General features: G+C 44.0%; 18 protein-coding genes. 15 read left to right on the forward strand and 3 right to left on the reverse strand.

The genetic code is table 11. From position 1 onward, the window contains the following. The 15 genes from LQZ19_RS18295 to LQZ19_RS18365 form a co-directional block, all read left to right on the forward strand. Positions 1-1,176: tetratricopeptide repeat protein (locus tag LQZ19_RS18295; protein ID WP_411049132.1), on the forward strand; the 1,176-nt coding region annotated here is incomplete at its 5' end. Between the two features lie 145 nt (positions 1,177-1,321). Beyond that, entirely contained in the window at positions 1,322-2,311 is a 990-nt protein-coding gene (locus LQZ19_RS18300) for a helix-turn-helix transcriptional regulator (RefSeq protein WP_411049133.1), read from the forward strand. 95 nt (positions 2,312-2,406) lie between these two features. After that, complete coding sequence (locus LQZ19_RS18305; protein WP_411049134.1) at positions 2,407-3,903, forward strand: FliM/FliN family flagellar motor switch protein; 1,497 nt, start codon at positions 2,407-2,409, stop codon at positions 3,901-3,903. Beyond that, positions 3,890-4,231 carry a hypothetical protein gene (locus LQZ19_RS18310; protein ID WP_411049135.1) on the forward strand — a complete coding sequence of 114 codons (342 nt, stop codon included), beginning with the start codon at positions 3,890-3,892 and terminating at the stop codon, positions 4,229-4,231. Before LQZ19_RS18305 ends, LQZ19_RS18310 begins: the two co-directional genes overlap by 14 nt. Further along, the gene (locus tag LQZ19_RS18315; protein WP_411049136.1) at positions 4,179-4,487 is read left to right on the forward strand and encodes a BrnT family toxin; all 309 of its coding nucleotides are present in this window, start codon (positions 4,179-4,181) and stop codon (positions 4,485-4,487) included. Before LQZ19_RS18310 ends, LQZ19_RS18315 begins: the two co-directional genes overlap by 53 nt. Continuing rightward, a complete protein-coding gene (locus tag LQZ19_RS18320; RefSeq protein ID WP_411049137.1) occupies positions 4,462-4,773 on the forward strand; it encodes a BrnA antitoxin family protein in 312 nt (103 codons plus the stop codon). The genes LQZ19_RS18315 and LQZ19_RS18320 overlap by 26 nt, the downstream gene beginning before the upstream one ends. Positions 4,774-4,789: 16 nt before the next feature. Then, positions 4,790-5,383 carry a 3'-5' exonuclease gene (locus LQZ19_RS18325; RefSeq protein WP_411049138.1) on the forward strand — a complete coding sequence of 198 codons (594 nt, stop codon included), beginning with the start codon at positions 4,790-4,792 and terminating at the stop codon, positions 5,381-5,383. Positions 5,384-5,422: 39 nt separating this feature from the next. After that, positions 5,423-6,100, forward strand: a complete 678-nt coding sequence (locus tag LQZ19_RS18330) for an endonuclease/exonuclease/phosphatase family protein (protein ID WP_411049139.1) — start codon at positions 5,423-5,425, stop codon at positions 6,098-6,100. 181 nt (positions 6,101-6,281) lie between these two features. Further along, complete coding sequence (locus tag LQZ19_RS18335) at positions 6,282-7,859, forward strand: tetratricopeptide repeat protein (protein ID WP_411049140.1); 1,578 nt, start codon at positions 6,282-6,284, stop codon at positions 7,857-7,859. A 257-nt stretch (positions 7,860-8,116) separates the two neighbouring features. Beyond that, positions 8,117-9,553, forward strand: a complete 1,437-nt coding sequence (locus LQZ19_RS18340; RefSeq protein WP_411049141.1) for a FliM/FliN family flagellar motor switch protein — start codon at positions 8,117-8,119, stop codon at positions 9,551-9,553. Then, positions 9,540-9,842: a hypothetical protein gene (locus LQZ19_RS18345; protein ID WP_411049142.1), complete on the forward strand. Its 303-nt coding sequence runs from the start codon at positions 9,540-9,542 to the stop codon at positions 9,840-9,842. The genes LQZ19_RS18340 and LQZ19_RS18345 overlap by 14 nt, the downstream gene beginning before the upstream one ends. Then, positions 9,829-10,593, forward strand: a complete 765-nt coding sequence (locus LQZ19_RS18350) for an AAA family ATPase (protein WP_411049143.1) — start codon at positions 9,829-9,831, stop codon at positions 10,591-10,593. Before LQZ19_RS18345 ends, LQZ19_RS18350 begins: the two co-directional genes overlap by 14 nt. Before the next feature lie 78 nt (positions 10,594-10,671). After that, positions 10,672-11,553 (forward strand): endonuclease/exonuclease/phosphatase family protein, encoded by an 882-nt coding sequence (locus LQZ19_RS18355; protein WP_411049144.1) that lies wholly within the window; start codon positions 10,672-10,674, stop codon positions 11,551-11,553. A gap of 34 nt (positions 11,554-11,587) precedes the next feature. Then, positions 11,588-12,178: a FliG C-terminal domain-containing protein gene (locus LQZ19_RS18360; RefSeq protein ID WP_411049145.1), complete on the forward strand. Its 591-nt coding sequence runs from the start codon at positions 11,588-11,590 to the stop codon at positions 12,176-12,178. Between the two features lie 103 nt (positions 12,179-12,281). Then, positions 12,282-13,742: a leucine-rich repeat domain-containing protein gene (locus tag LQZ19_RS18365; protein WP_411049146.1), complete on the forward strand. Its 1,461-nt coding sequence runs from the start codon at positions 12,282-12,284 to the stop codon at positions 13,740-13,742. An 88-nt stretch (positions 13,743-13,830) separates the two neighbouring features. Here LQZ19_RS18365 and LQZ19_RS18370 read toward each other — a convergent pair whose 3' ends face one another. Genes LQZ19_RS18370 through LQZ19_RS18380 form a run of 3 tightly spaced genes read right to left on the reverse strand, consistent with a single transcriptional unit; the run spans position 13,831 to position 16,668 of the window. Then, positions 13,831-14,991 (reverse strand): AAA family ATPase, encoded by a 1,161-nt coding sequence (locus LQZ19_RS18370; RefSeq protein ID WP_411049147.1) that lies wholly within the window; start codon positions 14,989-14,991, stop codon positions 13,831-13,833. Between the two features lie 55 nt (positions 14,992-15,046). Continuing rightward, on the reverse strand, positions 15,047-16,306 hold the full coding sequence (locus tag LQZ19_RS18375; RefSeq protein ID WP_411049148.1) for a small ribosomal subunit Rsm22 family protein: 1,260 nt from the start codon (positions 16,304-16,306) through the stop codon (positions 15,047-15,049). After that, positions 16,306-16,668: a MerR family transcriptional regulator gene (locus LQZ19_RS18380; RefSeq protein ID WP_411049149.1), complete on the reverse strand. Its 363-nt coding sequence runs from the start codon at positions 16,666-16,668 to the stop codon at positions 16,306-16,308. Before LQZ19_RS18380 ends, LQZ19_RS18375 begins: the two co-directional genes overlap by 1 nt.

Genomic DNA, 16,668 nt, shown 5'->3' on the forward strand with positions numbered 1-16,668 from the left:
GAAATTATACGCATTGAACCAAACTCAGCCGATGCTTTTGAAAAACGGGGAAAGGCTTACGGAGCGTTGGGTCAGCATGACAAGGCAGCAGCGGATAACAACGAAGCGGCAAGGCTAAAGGATGAACAATTTGATGTGTATATTATTATTAAACATATAGCAGACTCTATATTCGTTGACATACAATTCTTTGAAATGTACGACAATGCAATAAAAATAATTAACGAAAAAAAAGAGACCCCTGTAAAAATGGCTGAAGCATATCTGAAAAGAGGCTGCCAGTTATTCTCAAATGAAAGAGAAGCTGATGGCATGGAAGCTATCAAAAAAGCTACTGAATTATTTTCAAGCATGAGTGAAACGGATATCATGAAGTTAAAATCGGAAATTGTTACGGACTTAAATGTCCATAGAACTGCTGCGATAGAGAATTTTAATAGTGAAATTGTCGATTGGACCGATGCCATAGATAAGGCGCCGGAGAAAAAAGCCGATTTTCTCGATAATCGGGGCAATGTCTTTATTGAGAAAGGGAAGTACATCAAAGCTTTTAGCACATGGCAAAAGGCAATACAACTGGAAAAAATAAACGATGACAGTAAAGATGTATTTGACCAGGCGATTGCCGATTATACTAAAGCCATAAGTTTAAACAATTCAGAGCAAAGTTTTTTGATAGATATTCTTAAAAACCGGAGTATTGCCCATATCGAAACCGGTGAATACGATAAAGCGATAGCCGATTGTAATGAAGCCCTGTCGCTGGATAAAGATGAGAATGTTTCGGTCTTGTACCTCCGGGAAATTGCCTATGACGCCAAGGGCGATCATGATCAGGCAATAGCCGATTATACCAGGGCCATAGAATTAACGCCCCCTAAAGAGAGGCAAACCATCGGTGACTATTTTTATAACCGGGGCTTTGTCCACGACGAAAAGGGCGAGTATGATCTTGCTATTGCAGACTATACCCAGGCTATATGCATTGCGGTATTGTCTCCTCTGCACAATGCCCGTGAAGCGTACCGCAACCGCGGTCTTGCCTACAAAGCATTGGGACAGATGGACAAGGCGGAAGCGGACTTTGCCAAATTGGACGGGGAAAATCATGAAGAAACAATCTACAGGCAGGGAAGAAAAAGCTACTCCCCATCACTGTACTCTGATAAAACTTAAAGGAAGAAAAAAACCTCCGCTTCCTTGCCTTCTTCGACTTCTTTTCCTTTGCGGTTGGATTTTTCTTCAAATTGGCTATGATATTAGCGATCGGATCAATCCACCCTATCACTCAATGATAGACTTATGTGATATACTCTAAACTATGAAGAATCAAAAAACCCTCCCCAAGACGGCGCTGCCGCGAATCTATCTTATCGACAAGGAAATTTCCACCGGGAAGTATCCCAACACCAAAACCCTGTCCCAGAAATATGAAACCGGAACAGCCACCATCAGCCGGGACATTGAGTTTATGCGGGACAGGCTGGGCGCTCCTATCGAGTACGACTATTTTGAAAGGGGGTATTATTACACCGAAAAGACCTTCCGCCTCCCCGCGGCCTTTACCTCCGCGGAGGATATGCTGGCCCTGGGGATGGCGAAGACCCTGCTTTCCCTCTACCGCAATACCCCGATATACGAAGCTGTCCACCAGTTGGTGGAGACCATCACCGCCCCGCTGGATGATCCCGGCAAAACCCGGTGGTATGAGGATCGTATCGTGGTTCCCCCGGTTCCAACGGTCCAATTCAAGCCCGAAGTCTGGCAAAACATCGTCGAGGCCCTGGGGAAAAACCACATACTCCGCTTTGAGTACCGCCGCTCATGGTACAGCGCCTGGCAGGTCCGCCGGGTACGACCCTACCAGCTCCTCTTTGACAACGGCGCCTGGTATCTTTACGGCTATGCCGAGGATCGCCGCGGCATGGGAATGTACTCCCTTTCCCGGATACGGACAATCACCCTGCTGAATGATATTTTTACCCTTCCCGCATCTTTTGATATCCGCACAAAAAACAAAGGAAGCTATTTTGGCGCCTATTCCAGTGAAAAGAAACAGCGCTTCCGTATCAATTTCTACGGCGAGGCAGCCCTGCGAATCCAGGAACGACAGTGGGCAGAGGATCAGCGCATTGAAGAAAGCGCCGACGGCATCACCCTAAGCTTTACCAGCGCCCAATACGGCAAAATCCTGGAACTGGTGCTCTCCTCCGGCCGGGACGCCCTGCCGCTGGAACCGCAGGAACTGGTCGACGACTGGCTTGGCAATGTGCGGGATATGGCGAAGCGGGCGAAGGGTGTTGCGCGGTAATAAGAAAGGGCGCATCCCCGCCTGCGGGAAAATATTTCACTCTATCGGTATATGATAGACTTGGGCGGTATAATACTCTTTGAAAGGAAAAAGTAATGGATAAAAAGGATTTTGAGAAACCCCATAATGAGCAAAAAGAAAGCCATGTTCCTATCTTTGAGAAAGAAGCCGATTTACCATCAGAAGTTAAGTCTGCTATGGCCGAAATATTTTCCCAGAACGAAATTGATCAATTGCTCAAAACAATAAATGGCGATGTACCTGATGACATAGATTTGTGTCCCTCAAAAGCTACCCGTAAGATTAAAATGTACGATTTTAAGCGCCCCGACCGTTTTTGCAGAGAGGAGCATGATTCCCTCCAGTGTCTTCATGAAAAATTGGCTCATAAATGGTCCGTATATATTTCCCGTTACTTCCAAAAGGAAATAGAAATTAATTTTGCCTGTGTAGATCAATTGACATACGACGAGTTTAATCGAAGCATCTCCAATCCAACAACAATGCTTGCTGTACCAGGAAGGTTTAGCTTTTCCATACCCCAGCCGTCTCCGCCATTGATTATTATTGAAATAGATCCTGTGATAACCATTGAATTCCTTAATAATCTATTTTGCGGTACTACGACGGAAGGACAGTTATTTCGCGAATTAACATCTATTGAAAAATCCGCATTACGGCATTTCTGTAAACCGTTATTGGACACCTATTCTCAAATTTGGGATGACAATTACGGAGAAAAACTGGAATTAGGCGATATGAGAATTGAATCAAATCCATATTTTAATAGAGATGCTTTTCCCGGAGAAATGGTGGTCTTGGTTACTTATCACATTCAATTCGGTAATGCAAAAGGCATGATAAACATTTGCCTGCCTTATCCTATTTTACATCCAATGAATCCTTTTATGCTCCCAAAGTATCACTATAACAATTTTTATCTTCAACAAACAGAAAAAACCTTGCCTAAAACTTTGCTAAAAAATTTACCCGTCGTATTGCAGGTTGAATATTTTCGCCAGATTATTTTGTACAAGGACTTAAAAAGCCTGCGCCCGGGGAACATCCTTTACGCTCCCCGCTGTTATCAAGACGGGTTGTGCAGTCTGATGGTTGGGAGCAAGGTTTTATTCCGGGGTGAAGTTATCGCCGATTGCACAAACCGGCTGAACCCTTACTGTAAAAAAATAATTAAAATTGTTGAAAAAATAAATCCTCATAAGGAGTTTGATAGTATGGCTAATCGTGATTGTATGGAAATGGAAAAGACCCTTGCCAATATGAAGGTTCTGCTTGCCGTGGAAATTGGCCGCACGGTAACCACGGTAAAGGAATTATCAAAAATGCGGAAAGGAACTATTGTCGAGCTTGACAGCCTTGCAGGTTGGCCTGTAACGGTATTTGCCAACAATACCCTTGTCGCCCGGGGCGAAGTGGTGGTTATAGATGAAAACTTCGGCGTCCGTATAACCCATCTCGCCGAAGCACCCGATGATCCGCCGGAAGGCGCCGCTGACGAAGGCGGCGCAGAGGCTGTAGTTTCCTCCGCAGAAGAACCCTCCCGGGGGGACGATGATAATGCCGCTGTTTAAGAAAAAGACCGGGGTACAACCCTTTGCCCCCTTGTTTCAACGCCTAAACCCGGCGGAATTCTCATTTTTTTTCCGGCTGGAGTACCCCCAAACCACCGCCTTTATCCTTTCTTTTGCCCCCAATAAAAGGTATGTCAGAAAAGTGATAAATTTGATCAAAGAAGCCGGTGAGCGGACGCAGCTTGCGGATTGCCTTAATACCATAGACACAAGGGCCAAATACCGGGACCCGGCCTTCATAGCGGCAATGGAAAAGGCGGTGTTGGAAGAAATAAATGCCGCAAAGTCCCAGGCCCCTCTTGTATATATTTTTAAAAAGTCCTATTGACAGGGGTATAAAATATGGTGTTGACTTTAACGATGCGGTCCGGGCGTATTATGATCCGTTCCGGCAGGACATTTTTGACGAACAACACAGTACCCAGGAAGAAATCCGATGGATATATTTGGGTTCCGTTGACGGCCTGGTTCTTTTTGTGGTTGAAACAGAACCTGACCAAAATACAGTCCGTATCATATCGGCCCGCCCAGCCTTAAAAAGAGAGCAGGAGGTTTATTATGCGAATCGTGAAAAGGACAATTAATTCATTACCGCCCCTTGATAGTGAGCGCATCAATAATTTAAAGCAGCTCAAAGATAAGGACATTGATGTTTCCGATATGCCCCCCCTAACCGAGGAACAACTTGCCCGACTGGTACCTGCAAAATTGCTTAATCGTTCACTCTATAAGCCGGTAAAAATTCCGATTAAGGTAAATTACGATGCTGATATTATTGAGTGGTTCCGTTCTTTCGGGAAAGGCTATCAGACCAAAATGAATGCAGCCCTTCGTGAATATATGATGGAGCATTTTGCAAAAAACAAATGAGGAATTATAGGAGCATATGTATACACGCCGTTTTTGGGTAGACACCGAAACCACCGGACTTGATTCGCGGAAACATTTTGCGTTTCAAATCTCCTATTTCATCGAAGAAAATAACCGGCTGCTCCTTGAACGCACCCTGGAAATGCACCCGGATAATTATGAACAGTTTGAATTCGATCCCGAAGCCGAAGATGTCCATGGGTATTCAAAGGAAAAAATCCTGTCCTTCTCTTCTGAATCGGAACAGTTCAGCGTATTCCTTGAGGATCTGCGGCAATATGGGAAGAACCGGCTTACCATAACCGGATATAACGTTTTGTTCGACATTCACTTTTTGCGCGCCCTATTTGCGCGGGAAACTGCGTTGAGAAATGCACGGAATGAACCATCGAATCCGGAAACAACGGATTTTTATAATTACTTTGATTACATGTACTGTGATGTCATGCAATTGGTCCAGGCCCACCGTGTTGCCGGAAAACTCAATTTGCCCAGCATTGAACTGGAGAAGGTATGTGGACATTTCGGCATCAGTATTGAAGGCGCCCACCACAGCATGACCGATATTGTGAATACCAAGGCGGTCTTTGACCGGTTGCTTGATAGGTAGAACGATGGGTGATATGATAAGGGAAATAGGAGGAAGGGTATGAAGATTCTGAGTTGGAATTGTCATGATCATTTTACTGATGCAAAATCAAAAAAAGTGACCCCTGAGGATCCTGATATACTAATTATTCAAGAATGTCAAAAGAAAGAATATGAAGAACAAAAAAAGGGCTGGGCATACCATTGTTGGTATGGCGATGGTCTGAATGGCGAACCTGGAGGAATTGCCATCTTTTCCAAAGATGGATACAGGTTAGAAAGATATCCCATTTCTGAATTCGGTAAAAAATTGAGATATGTTATACCTTACAAAATATCTGGAAGAAAAGATTTTACATTAGGTGTTGTATGGACAAAAGGGAAACCGTTTGGTTATACTGAAACAGTTTTGATGGCTATTGATGAATATAAAATGTATGACTCGACAATATTGATAGGTGATTTTAATACAAGAAGTAAAAACAACAAAGATGATAATTACCTCAAATTAGAAAAAGGAATGCAGTATAGAAACTTTTTTAATTGTGATATAGATGAGACCCCTGCATTTACGTTCTACAGAGGATTGAAAAAAGTAATAGACGATTATTGTTTTGTATCTGAAGATATAAAATGTCAGGTAAAAAGCAAAACTGGTTTTCATGAAACATGGACCCCCGCTGATTATCAAAAAGGAACGAGCGATCACTGCCCTTTAATTGTTACAGTTGACCTTTAAGCAGTAGGGAAAAAATGTCCTATTCTTTGAAAGAGGGCCGATACTATCCCCGGCCCTCTTTTTTTGCTCATCCTGTCTTAAACAAAAAACCATAAAAAATGATCCACCCTATCACTCTATGATAGACTGATGGTATATACTGACATTAGTCATCAAAAACTATGACCAATGGAGGAATTAGGTGTCTAAATACAACCAAGAAATAAATTACCTGTTCGTAGGCACAGACATTTCCGAAGAAGAACTCGTTGAAATAATCGCAGAAGCCGACAGAATAATCCTGGAAAACAAGGAAACTCCGGAAAAGATCGCAGAAGCGTACCTTAAAAAAAGCCAATGCTTGCAGAAACTAGAAAAGTACCAGGAAAGCAGCGAACCTCTGGAGAGGGCCTTGGAACTGGCGCCAAAAACGGCCGAAGCCTTTACCCAATTGGGGAATATCCTTCACGAAGAAGAAAACTACGAAAAGGCAATAGCCCACTATACGGAAGCGATACGGCTTAAACCGGATTATGCGGTGGCATTTAACAACCGGGGGAATTCTTTTGCTGAAAAAGGTGAATACAATAAGGCGATAGCGGACTATACGGAAGCGATACGGCTTAAACCGGATTATGCAATTGCTTATTATAATCGTGGAAACAAATACAGGAACATTGGAAAGTTTGAGCAAGCTCTGGTGGATCTGGAAGAAGCTATTCGGCTAAAACCATGTTTAAAAGATTTAGGAATAGATCTTCCTCTTGATATTGCTCTTAGACACATATTTGATTCCGATGCCGATGAAATTTCTGAAATGTACAATGACGCAGAAATAGTAATTAAAGAAAAAATAAAGAAACCTGAGAAAATAGCGGAAGCGTATCTTAAGCAAAGCTTATATTTATTTTTGAACGAAAAAGAAGAAAATGGCAAAGAAGCCATCAAAAAAGCTGCCGATTTATATTCCGACATGGATGAGGTGGATGTCACCGTACTTAAATCAGATCTTGTCAAAGCTTTAAATATCCATGGAACCACCGTGGGAGAAAGACTTGATGAAGGAATTGCCGAATGGACCGATGCCATGGGTAAAAATCCGTGGAAAAGATCTGTTTTTCTTAATAACCGGGGCAATACTCTTATTGCGAAAGGAAAATATATCAAGGGTTTTAGTGCATGGCAAAAGGCGATGCAACTGGAAAAAATAGGCGATGAAAGTAAAATAATATTTGACCAGGCTATTGCCGATTATACCAAGGCCATGGGATTAAATAAATCGAATCCACGTTATTTGGCGGGGATGCTTAAAAATCGGAGTATTGCCTATATCGAAACCGGTGAATACGACAAAGCTATAGCGGATTGTGATGAAGCCTTGGCGCTCAGTAAAGATGAAGGTGTTTTTATCTTGTACCACCGTGGAATTGCTTATGACGCCAGTGGTAATCGCGAACAGGCAATCGCCGATTACACCAGGGCTATAGAGTTAGCTCCCTGCAATTACGAAAGGTTGTTCTATGAACTATTCTATAGCCGGGGCCTTGTGCATGACGAAAAGGGTGAGTACGAACTTGCCATTGCAGACTATACCCAGGCGATATGCATTACGGCAGCAATGTTTTCGTCCGGCGATGCCGTTGATGCATACTGCAACCGGGGCCTTGTCTACAAAGCGCTGGGGCAGATGGATAAGGCGGAAGCGGATTTTACCAAATTAGACGGGGAAACTGCCTATAAACGTGGAAGAAAAAAGGGCATTTTAACCGATTTAATTTAATCGGATAAGTATTTGTGTCTACCATTATATGATAGACACAAATATTATTATGGCTACATACGGAGGAAAATACTATGTCGGCATTAGCTAATGTTATTTGGTTTGTATTTGGGGGCAGAACCTTGTGCGGGAAATATTTTTCACTCTATCGGTATATGATAGAGTGAAATGGTATAATGACGCTACATGGCTAATACAAGCCATGCAAGGAGTCGTCTATTAAGACTGAAATACTTACCCAGGATGAAATTGAACAATTGCTTGATGCATTAAATGGGGGAGATAATCGAGATTCTTTTACCTCCGAGGACCCTTCCAACATAAATACCGAGGATATTGAAACCATAGATTTATGCTCCTCAAAGGCTACCCGTAGAATTAAAATATACGATTTTCAACGCCCCGACCGTTTTAGGAAGGCGGATATTAATACCCTTTTACATTTACATGAAAAATTGGCGCCCATATGGTCCGCTCTTATTTCCCGGTATTTCCAAAAGGAAATGCAAATTCGCGTTGCCAGCGTGGATCAATTGACCTATGAAGAATTTATAGGAAGCATCCCCAATCCCACCGCTATGTTTATCACATCGGGAACGCTTAATTCCGTTGCGCCCCAGACGCCATCCATACCCCTTACGCCGCTTATTATTGAAATAGATCCGGCTTTTGACATTGAAATGTTTAGATGTCTGTTTGGCGGCGCAGCGGAAGAACCCGCAGAAAAAGCTCAGCCATTTCATGAATTAAGCACTCTGGAGAAATCAGCGCTGCGTTATATTAGTAAGCCCTTGCTGGATATCTATTCTCAAATCTGGAATGACTATTGCGGGGTAACCATAGAATCCAGCGATGTAACGATTGAATCCCATACCTCTTTTGATAGTAAGATTCCTCCCAAAGAAATGGTCATCTTGGTTACCTGTGAAGCCAAATTCGGCAGTATCGAAGGCATGATAAACATTTGCCTACCCTATCCCTTTCTGTATCCTTTGCAAAAGCTTCAACTCCTTAAGCATTACCAGGATGATTCCCCTCCTCAAGTCCAATATTCAAAAAACACCCTGCATAAAACTCTGATAGGCGATTTGTCTGTCGTATTACAGGTAGAATATTTTCGCCAGATTGTTCTGTACAAGGATTTAAAAAACCTACGTCCGGGCAACATCCTTTACGCTCCCCACAGTAATCAAGACGGGTTGTGTAATCTGATGGTTGGGAACAAGGTTTTATTCCGGGGCGAAATTATCGCCGATTGCACAAATCGGCTGAACCCTTACTGTAAAAAAATAATTAGAATTGTTGAAAAAATAAATCCCCACAAGGAGTGTGACAGTATGGCTGATCGCGATTGTATGGAAATGGAAAAGACCCTTGCCAATATGAAGGTTCTGCTTGCTGTGGAAATTGGCCGCACGGTAACCACGGTAAAGGAACTATCAAAAATGCGGGAGGGAACTATTGTCGAGCTTGACAGCCTTGCGGGTGAGCCGGTAACGGTATTTGCCAACAATACCCTTGTCGCCCGGGGCGAAGTGATGGTTATAGATGAAAACTTCGGCATCCGTATAACCGAACTCGCCGAGGCGCCCGAGGATCTGCCGGAAGGCGCCGCTGACGAAGGCGGCGCAGAGACCGCAGTTGTTTCCGCAGAAGAGCCCTCTCGGGGGGAGGATGATAATGACGCTGTTTAAGAAAAAGACCGGGGTACAACCCTTTGCCCCCTTGTTTCAACGTCTAAACCCGGCGGAATTCTTATTTTTCTTCCGGCTGGAGTACCCCCAAACCACCGCCTTTATCCTTTCCTTTGCCCCCAATAAAAGGTATGTCAGAAAAGTGATGAATTTGATCAAAGAAGCCGGTGAGCGGACGCAGCTTGCGGATTGCCTTAATGCCATAGACACAAGGGCCAAATACCGGGACCCGGCCTGCATAGCGGCAATGGAAAAGGCGGTGTTGGAAGAAATGAATGCCGCAGTATAATATCCTAAACGCCGATCACTACCTTCTAGAAATCAGCCTGCGCCGGGAAACTGTCCCCTCGTTTAAGGAGTACCCTTTTTCCCTGCCCATCATACGGCATTTCCGCACCCTGTCCCCCCATCCCAAAATTACCTTTATTGTAGGCGAAAACGGCAGCGGTAAATCGACCCTGCTGGAGGCCATTGCCGTTGCCTGGGGTTTCAACCCGGAAGGGGGCACAAAGAACTTTAATTTCCAAACCCGCGCTTCCCATTCGCCGCTCCACAAACACCTTAAACTTTTAAAGGGCCTCACTCCCAAGGATGGATTTTTCTTTCGTGCTGAAAGTTTTTTCAATCTTGCAACGGAAATTGAAAATCTGGATAAAGGCGCTGGACCCAGACTCATCATTGATTCCTATGGGGGCATCTATTTGCATAACCAATCCCACGGCGAATCCTTCTTTGCAACGATACAGAACCGTTTCGGCGGAAACGGCCTTTACCTGCTTGATGAACCGGAGGCTGCCCTGTCCCCCACTCGTCAAATGTCCATGCTGCTGCTTTTGCACCAACTGGTACAAAAGCATTCCCAGTTTATTATAGCCACCCATTCCCCTATACTGCTGGCTTATCCCGATGCGGATATTTATCAGATTGGGGACAAGGGCTTGTGTAAAATAGCCTATGAAGATACCAGCAACTATATAGTAACCAAGGCGTTTATCAACAATCCCAGGGGGATGATCGCAAGGTTGTTTGAGGGGGATTGAAGGTTGAGAGAAATATTTCAGTCTATCGGCATATGATAGAGTTAGGTGGTATAATATTCTTTAGTAAAGAGAAAAGTAATGAGAAAAAAAGAAAGGGCTATTTCAGCAAAAGCTCTGAAAGCCCAAATGGATCTAGAAAAAGAAAGTGCAAAAACCTTCTTAAAATATCTGGAAACTTTAAAAGAGGATAATATGAGAATAGTAAGCTGGAATTGCCATTATGGATTCACCTCGGAAAAGGCGAAGGCTATATCAGAGTACGATGCGGATATCCTGGTTTTACAGGAATGTACCAAAGCAGACTATGACGCACAGAAAGCCGAATGGAAGTACAGGAATTGGTATTGGGATGATTTGAACAATGAAAACAGCAGTCTCGGAGTTGCGATCTTTTCAAATGAGTATAAAATAGAATTTACCGTTAACTTTGACCGCAATTGGCGTTATGTCGTTCCCTATCATATAACAGGCAAGGATACAGATTTTGTTTTAATGGCCGTTTGGACCAAATCGGGATACACAAATTATCATGAGCCAATTTACAGCGTATTAAATTCGCATCAGGGCACGTTTGAAACCCCGGTACTGCTTATCGGCGACTTTAACACAGGCAGAACGGTAAATGATGAATCCTGGTATAATGACCTGGTAACAAAATTAGCGGCAAAAGGATTAAAGGATTGCGGCAACAAAAAGGCGCCGACCTATTTCCGCTATTTTGACTTGGACCGACCATATCAAAATGATTATTGTTTTGCCTCGGAAGGATTTGGCCGGATCGTCAGTTTTGAGATCGGCGATCCAAAAGAATGGATAAAACCGGAACTTTCGGATCATTGTCCTATTATTGTGGATTTTGAGTTTGATGATACGGATAAGGTAATTTCTACAGAAGAAGAAGCTCATAAAGCAGCACATGAGGACTTTGAAAGAGCTGCCTTTTTGAGAAAGAGGAATTAAAAAAATATTATCGTTATAATAAAGGAGAAATGCTATGCATTTTGATGAAGTAATACAAAGACTTAGTGAGTGGGATATTCACTATCTATGGCGGGAAGCGAAGTATGAAATGTCCCGTGCTTTGATTGGCGCTGCGGAAGAAACAAAAGAAAAAGCGTTAACTGCCATTTCAGAAACTAAAGGGAAAACTATACGGATTGAAATGGATAATGCAAAAATGTGGTCTACCAACCATTCTACAAAAGATCAAAAATATATTTTGAGGCTTGTTAAAAAAATGATAGATGAACACCAGTTTAATTCACACGAAGAAATTATCATTACAGATGATGACATTAAGGAAGAAAAAATAGAAAAAACTGTTCCCGAAGAAACCGATAATGATATTCTTGAAAGTATTATAAAAAATATTGAGGTTACAATTAAAGAAAATAGACATTTGGATTTAATGTTGTGTAATCTTCAATCTCCGGAACAGCATTTTTTGGCCAAGGCCCTTGACCATTTTGAAGACCGTAAGGATGATCTGGCAAAAATCACATCTCTCCATATTGAGATGAAATACCTGAATGACGCGAAACTGTTATTTGAGATAAATGGCATAAAAAAATATTTCATTATGTAAATTTTTTGATCCAAGTAGCTATTCCCTTGAAATACTAAGTAAGTGCACTAACCTGCGAGAGCTTGAAATTCATGATAGTGACTGGAAAACAATTCCTGACTGGATGAGTGCTCTGACATTCCTCGAAAGTCTAGTCTTTGACTATATAAAAATAACCGAATTGCCGGATTGGTTTTCAAAGTTTACAAATCTTAAAAAGTTGACCCTTTCTTTGGACGGTAACCCTGTAATATTTCCCGATGTTATTTGCCGTATGCCTTCGCTTGTTAGCCTTAATTTGAGTGGTACTAATATCACAGGTATTCCTGAAAATATTGTAAATTTGTCACTGCTTGAAGAACTCGACTTGAGTAACGGAAAACTATTGTCGCTGCCTGATAATTTTGGTAGTCTTGGGGCGCTCAAAAAAATCAATATAAGTGGAAATGAATTGATCTCCCTGCCGGACAGCGTGGGAAATCTTTTGGAACTTCAGGAATTTAATTTATCCCGAAATCCGCTCCCATATCTTCCTGAATGTATAGGTAAATTGGAAAAACTTGAAAATCTTGATTTGAGCAATACTAAAATCAATGGATTGCCAAAAAGTATTGGGAACCTTGCGCAGCTTACCAGCCTGGATATTCGGGGACTGAATATTGAAGACGCTTATATTCCTAAAAGTCTTTTGGACAGACCCGGTGTTTACAGTCCGGATAAGGAAAATCACGGTTTGCATATCATTCGATACAAGTATGCCTATCCTGAAGGCGCCCTGAATTATGATACTTTTATTGCCCTATACTATTTAACTTTTCAGGATATTTTATGTTTTTCAGAAAAAGCAGAAAGGGAAGGGCTTCTGTCATTGGAAGATGAAATTGAATATATAGGAAATGCTATTTTCAGGAAGGGTTTACGCCTTGTGGTTGAAGGGACTGATAATAGTATAATTAGGCATGTTTTATTAACCTCTATCGAAAGAGAAACCAACCAGTACCAGAAAAAACTAAAAATGCTTGCCCTTGAAGGTATACTAGCTATACAGGCCGGTGAGTCTACATCATCAATGATGTTACGCCTCAATTCAATGATAGCTATTAAAGACAATTTGTTTGATAAGGCCTGCGCAGCTTATCTTAATGGCGATGAAGAATCCTATGAAAAAGCTATGGAGGCTATTAGTAAAATAAAGATCCCCGAAGAACGTGAAGAAGTGAATTTTATCCTGCGGGCCATAAAGTTTAATGAGATTATCCGCCGTTCCGGGTTTAAGGCAATAGAAAAAATGCTTAATACCCAAGCCCTCGCTTCCCGTGATATTTTTGAATATGGGCTTCGGCTTTATTTGGATTGCGAACAGGAGGAGTATATAAACCAAATACTTGATAATTTTATTTCCCAGGAGACAGATCCTGATCGGAAAAATTTATGCCTCGCTAAAAGGAAAGCCCTTGACTGCATTATTGCAGGAGATAATACTCGTATATTAACCATGAGCCTTATAGCCTATTTCGATGAGTATGTAGAACAGCGTGTACTAAAATCGGGATACGCAAACTATCACGAACCAATTTACAACTAAGCCTTGGCTAAAAAGACAGCAAATCCGCGGGTACATTCAATATGTAAGGACTTACTATCGCCGCCGCCTTCCACATAGATCTTCATTACTACCACCTTTTTCCGCCAAGTTCTCCGCTTATCCAAAGTTCACCGAGCCGATATTTTTCAAGCCATGGCTTAAGTTCTTCAGCGCTTAACCGGCTTAATTCTGTTCCTGATTCACCTTTTTCGCAGATCAAAACAGATTCAGGCTGGTCGGTCATCGCATCGACTAGAATATCCGAATGGGTAGTTACGATGAGTTGACATCGTGTTGAAGCTTCCTTCAGCAACTCCGCAAGGGTAGGTAAAATATCAGGGTGCAATCCCAGTTCCGGCTCTTCAATGCAAATGAGCGGCGGTGGAGTGGGGTGACAAAGTATTGCAAGCAAACACAAATAGCGCAATGTGCCATCAGAAAGGCGTGTTGCGGGTATCGTAAAACCATGCTCTTGCATGACTACCTGAACATATCCGGCTATAACTTGCACATCATAGTCATCAATTCCATCAAAAAGTTCTTGCAAGGCGCTTAATATTCGTTGCTTTACCGGTGGTATTTGACGAAGGCGATTTAAGACTAACCCTAAATTAGAACAATCTTCATCTAAAAAGTCATTTGGAAGATCCGCCTTTTGAGGATGACGGGGAAGACAATTCTGCCCAATTCCCCACTTATCATAAAGTTTTATATGATTCAGCGTATCTCCAAGATGAGTGATTTCAGGATACATATCGGGATCGCGCAGTTGCGCAAGAATTGAACGCTCCGGGTCAACGCTTGTTAATGTCCGTATAGTATCTTTTGATTTTGCCCTTGGTTCCCTTTCATTAAACTGATAATACCATTTAGGAGTTTCACAATCCATTTGCGGTTTTGCGTCTTCAATTGATTCATCAACCATAAAAAAACGATGATTGCGGATAGCGAAGCAAAGAAAGTAACGCAAATCCATATTTGGCGAATCAGGATAATCAATAACTGCATCAACACCAACAATCGGCGTTTCATTTGCTCCTCTCCACAACCAATCATCTACACCACCGGTTTCATGAAAAGTTTTTTGTAATTGCCCTGGTAAATTTTTCAATAATCCTATTGCTTCCAGGAAATTAGATTTGCCTGATCCATTCGGCCCAATAATAACATTGAGCGGTTTTAGTTCGGTAACATCAGAATTGCTGCCAAAACTCAATAAATTTATCAACTTGAGTGATTTAATTAACATATTTCCCCCTTCATCTGTAGAAGCTTCTCTCAAAGATGCCTGGCTTCCTAGGTAACTATATTATATCAATAAATCCTGGGGATGCAAGCGACAAGGAAGAACTTAGTCCCAGTACCAGCGCCCCGCTCTTCCCGTCCCTCTTTTCCGGCGTTGTTGCGGTAAGCGTTACCTGCGTCCCGGACTCCAGGGTTTCTACGCCATCTCTTTTACCGCTTACCAATACCAGCCCCCGGACGGAACAGCCGTAGCGCCCGTGAAGCGCCGCTGGGCCATTCCGTTTTCCTTCGCCGGTCAGGGGGAACGGGTCGGAGATGACTCGCACCGGGAGGGAATCTTGAGGGGCAGGTTCCGATGCCGGCGCCAAAGCTGCGTTAACCGGTCCTGCCAGGAGAAAACTCAGGACGGCCCGTTCCTTGGGGATCCCCGCAGCTTCCGAGAGCCGGTGCAGGGCTGCCGGGGCATCGGTGGTGGTAAAGGCAAAGTGGCACCACTTGGTATCCGCTTTTTCGGAGCGGGAGGCGGCGGGAATACCCGGCAGCGGACAGGGGCCGGTGTGGGGACAGGGGGACAGGGGAAGACGTCCCTTGGCGGAAAGGGAAGCCCGGAGGAGGCTTATAAATTCGCCGCAGCGGGGAACTCCGGGCTCAAGCGCCAGGATGGAACCCGATTCCAGGGTCAGGGGCGAAAGGATACGGGCCTGTTTTTCCGTAAATGACGCAAGGGCCGATACTCCGGGGAGCTTCCAGAAAAGTTCGTTAAACAGATTAACTGCGGTAAGCAGCTTAGCCTTGGAGAAACGGACCGGCTCTCCAAGGGAAGCCCGGATTGTTTTGATGGTCCAGGGGCAGCTCGTGTTGGCAGCAGTGTTACTGCTCGTAAGGGCTGTGAAGATTTTTTTCCCCGCCTCAAGGGCAGGACCGGAGCGATCCAGGCAGCGGAACTCCAGGGGGAGCTGCCGCAAATCGGGCCGGGATATCCACAGGGCAATAGGCAGGGTAAGAGGGCCTGAACCCAGGTCGGTCAGGGCGTCGCCGGCGGCAAGGGGGAGGGGCAGGGACGGGAACAGCCGGGCAAGGCGATAGACATTCCAGGGGAGGAAGTAACGCAGGTAGGCCGAGAGCAGAGGAGCTTCGTTCAGGTAGGAGTCGTTCCGCTCCCCACGGCCGCTGGTAAGGAGGCGGGAAAGTTCCGCCACATCCCGGCTCAGACCGGAACGGAAACGCTTCGGTATGGGGAGGACCTGATCGACCAGGGCGGGGATTGAATCTACCTGCCGCCGTATTTCCACAGATAGCGGTGGGAAAAGAGTTTCCATCAGACAGGGCCCTGGTCATTCGCGGGGGGCTGGGTTGGACCGTCCGGCTGATGGACCAGAAAGTACAGATCCACCAGGTCCGAACGGAGCGCTTCAATGTACGCTTTGAGATTTTGGTTTTCAAGCCCGGCGCCGGTAAATTCCCGAAAGAGCTGTTCCCGGGCGCCTTCAATAGTAAAACGGCGATCGTAGAGGAGGTACTTCAGCCGGAAGAAGATCAACAGGTCCCGTTTGGCGTAGACCCGTCTGCCGGCGAGATCCTTGCGGCTCTGAATCAGGGATATTTCCTTTTCCCAGTAGCGGATCACGTGGGCCTTAACCCCCAGGAGTTTTTCCAGATCCCCAATCCCGTAGCTTGCCAT

This window comes from Treponema primitia (assembly GCF_046533075.1).
In the GTDB taxonomy this organism is placed as follows: domain Bacteria; phylum Spirochaetota; class Spirochaetia; order Treponematales; family Breznakiellaceae; genus Termitinema; species Termitinema primitia_B.

Bases quoted from the DNA above. Each gene is read 5' to 3' on its own strand.
- LQZ19_RS18345 (WP_411049142.1), top strand. From the start codon at position 9,540: ATGACGCTGTTTAAGAAAAAGACCGGGGTACAACCCTTTGCCCCCTTG.
- LQZ19_RS18375 (WP_411049148.1), bottom strand. From the start codon at position 16,306: ATGGAAACTCTTTTCCCACCGCTATCTGTGGAAATACGGCGGCAGGTA.
- LQZ19_RS18330 (WP_411049139.1), top strand. From the start codon at position 5,423: ATGAAGATTCTGAGTTGGAATTGTCATGATCATTTTACTGATGCAAAA.
- LQZ19_RS18300 (WP_411049133.1), top strand. From the start codon at position 1,322: ATGAAGAATCAAAAAACCCTCCCCAAGACGGCGCTGCCGCGAATCTAT.
- LQZ19_RS18350 (WP_411049143.1), top strand. From the start codon at position 9,829: ATGCCGCAGTATAATATCCTAAACGCCGATCACTACCTTCTAGAAATC.
- LQZ19_RS18370 (WP_411049147.1), bottom strand. From the start codon at position 14,991: ATGTTAATTAAATCACTCAAGTTGATAAATTTATTGAGTTTTGGCAGC.
- LQZ19_RS18380 (WP_411049149.1), bottom strand. From the start codon at position 16,668: ATGGCAAGCTACGGGATTGGGGATCTGGAAAAACTCCTGGGGGTTAAG.
- LQZ19_RS18355 (WP_411049144.1), top strand. From the start codon at position 10,672: ATGAGAAAAAAAGAAAGGGCTATTTCAGCAAAAGCTCTGAAAGCCCAA.
- LQZ19_RS18365 (WP_411049146.1), top strand. From the start codon at position 12,282: ATGAGTGCTCTGACATTCCTCGAAAGTCTAGTCTTTGACTATATAAAA.
- LQZ19_RS18320 (WP_411049137.1), top strand. From the start codon at position 4,462: ATGCGAATCGTGAAAAGGACAATTAATTCATTACCGCCCCTTGATAGT.
- LQZ19_RS18360 (WP_411049145.1), top strand. From the start codon at position 11,588: ATGCATTTTGATGAAGTAATACAAAGACTTAGTGAGTGGGATATTCAC.
- LQZ19_RS18315 (WP_411049136.1), top strand. From the start codon at position 4,179: ATGCCGCAAAGTCCCAGGCCCCTCTTGTATATATTTTTAAAAAGTCCT.
- LQZ19_RS18305 (WP_411049134.1), top strand. From the start codon at position 2,407: ATGGATAAAAAGGATTTTGAGAAACCCCATAATGAGCAAAAAGAAAGC.
- LQZ19_RS18310 (WP_411049135.1), top strand. From the start codon at position 3,890: ATGCCGCTGTTTAAGAAAAAGACCGGGGTACAACCCTTTGCCCCCTTG.
- LQZ19_RS18325 (WP_411049138.1), top strand. From the start codon at position 4,790: ATGTATACACGCCGTTTTTGGGTAGACACCGAAACCACCGGACTTGAT.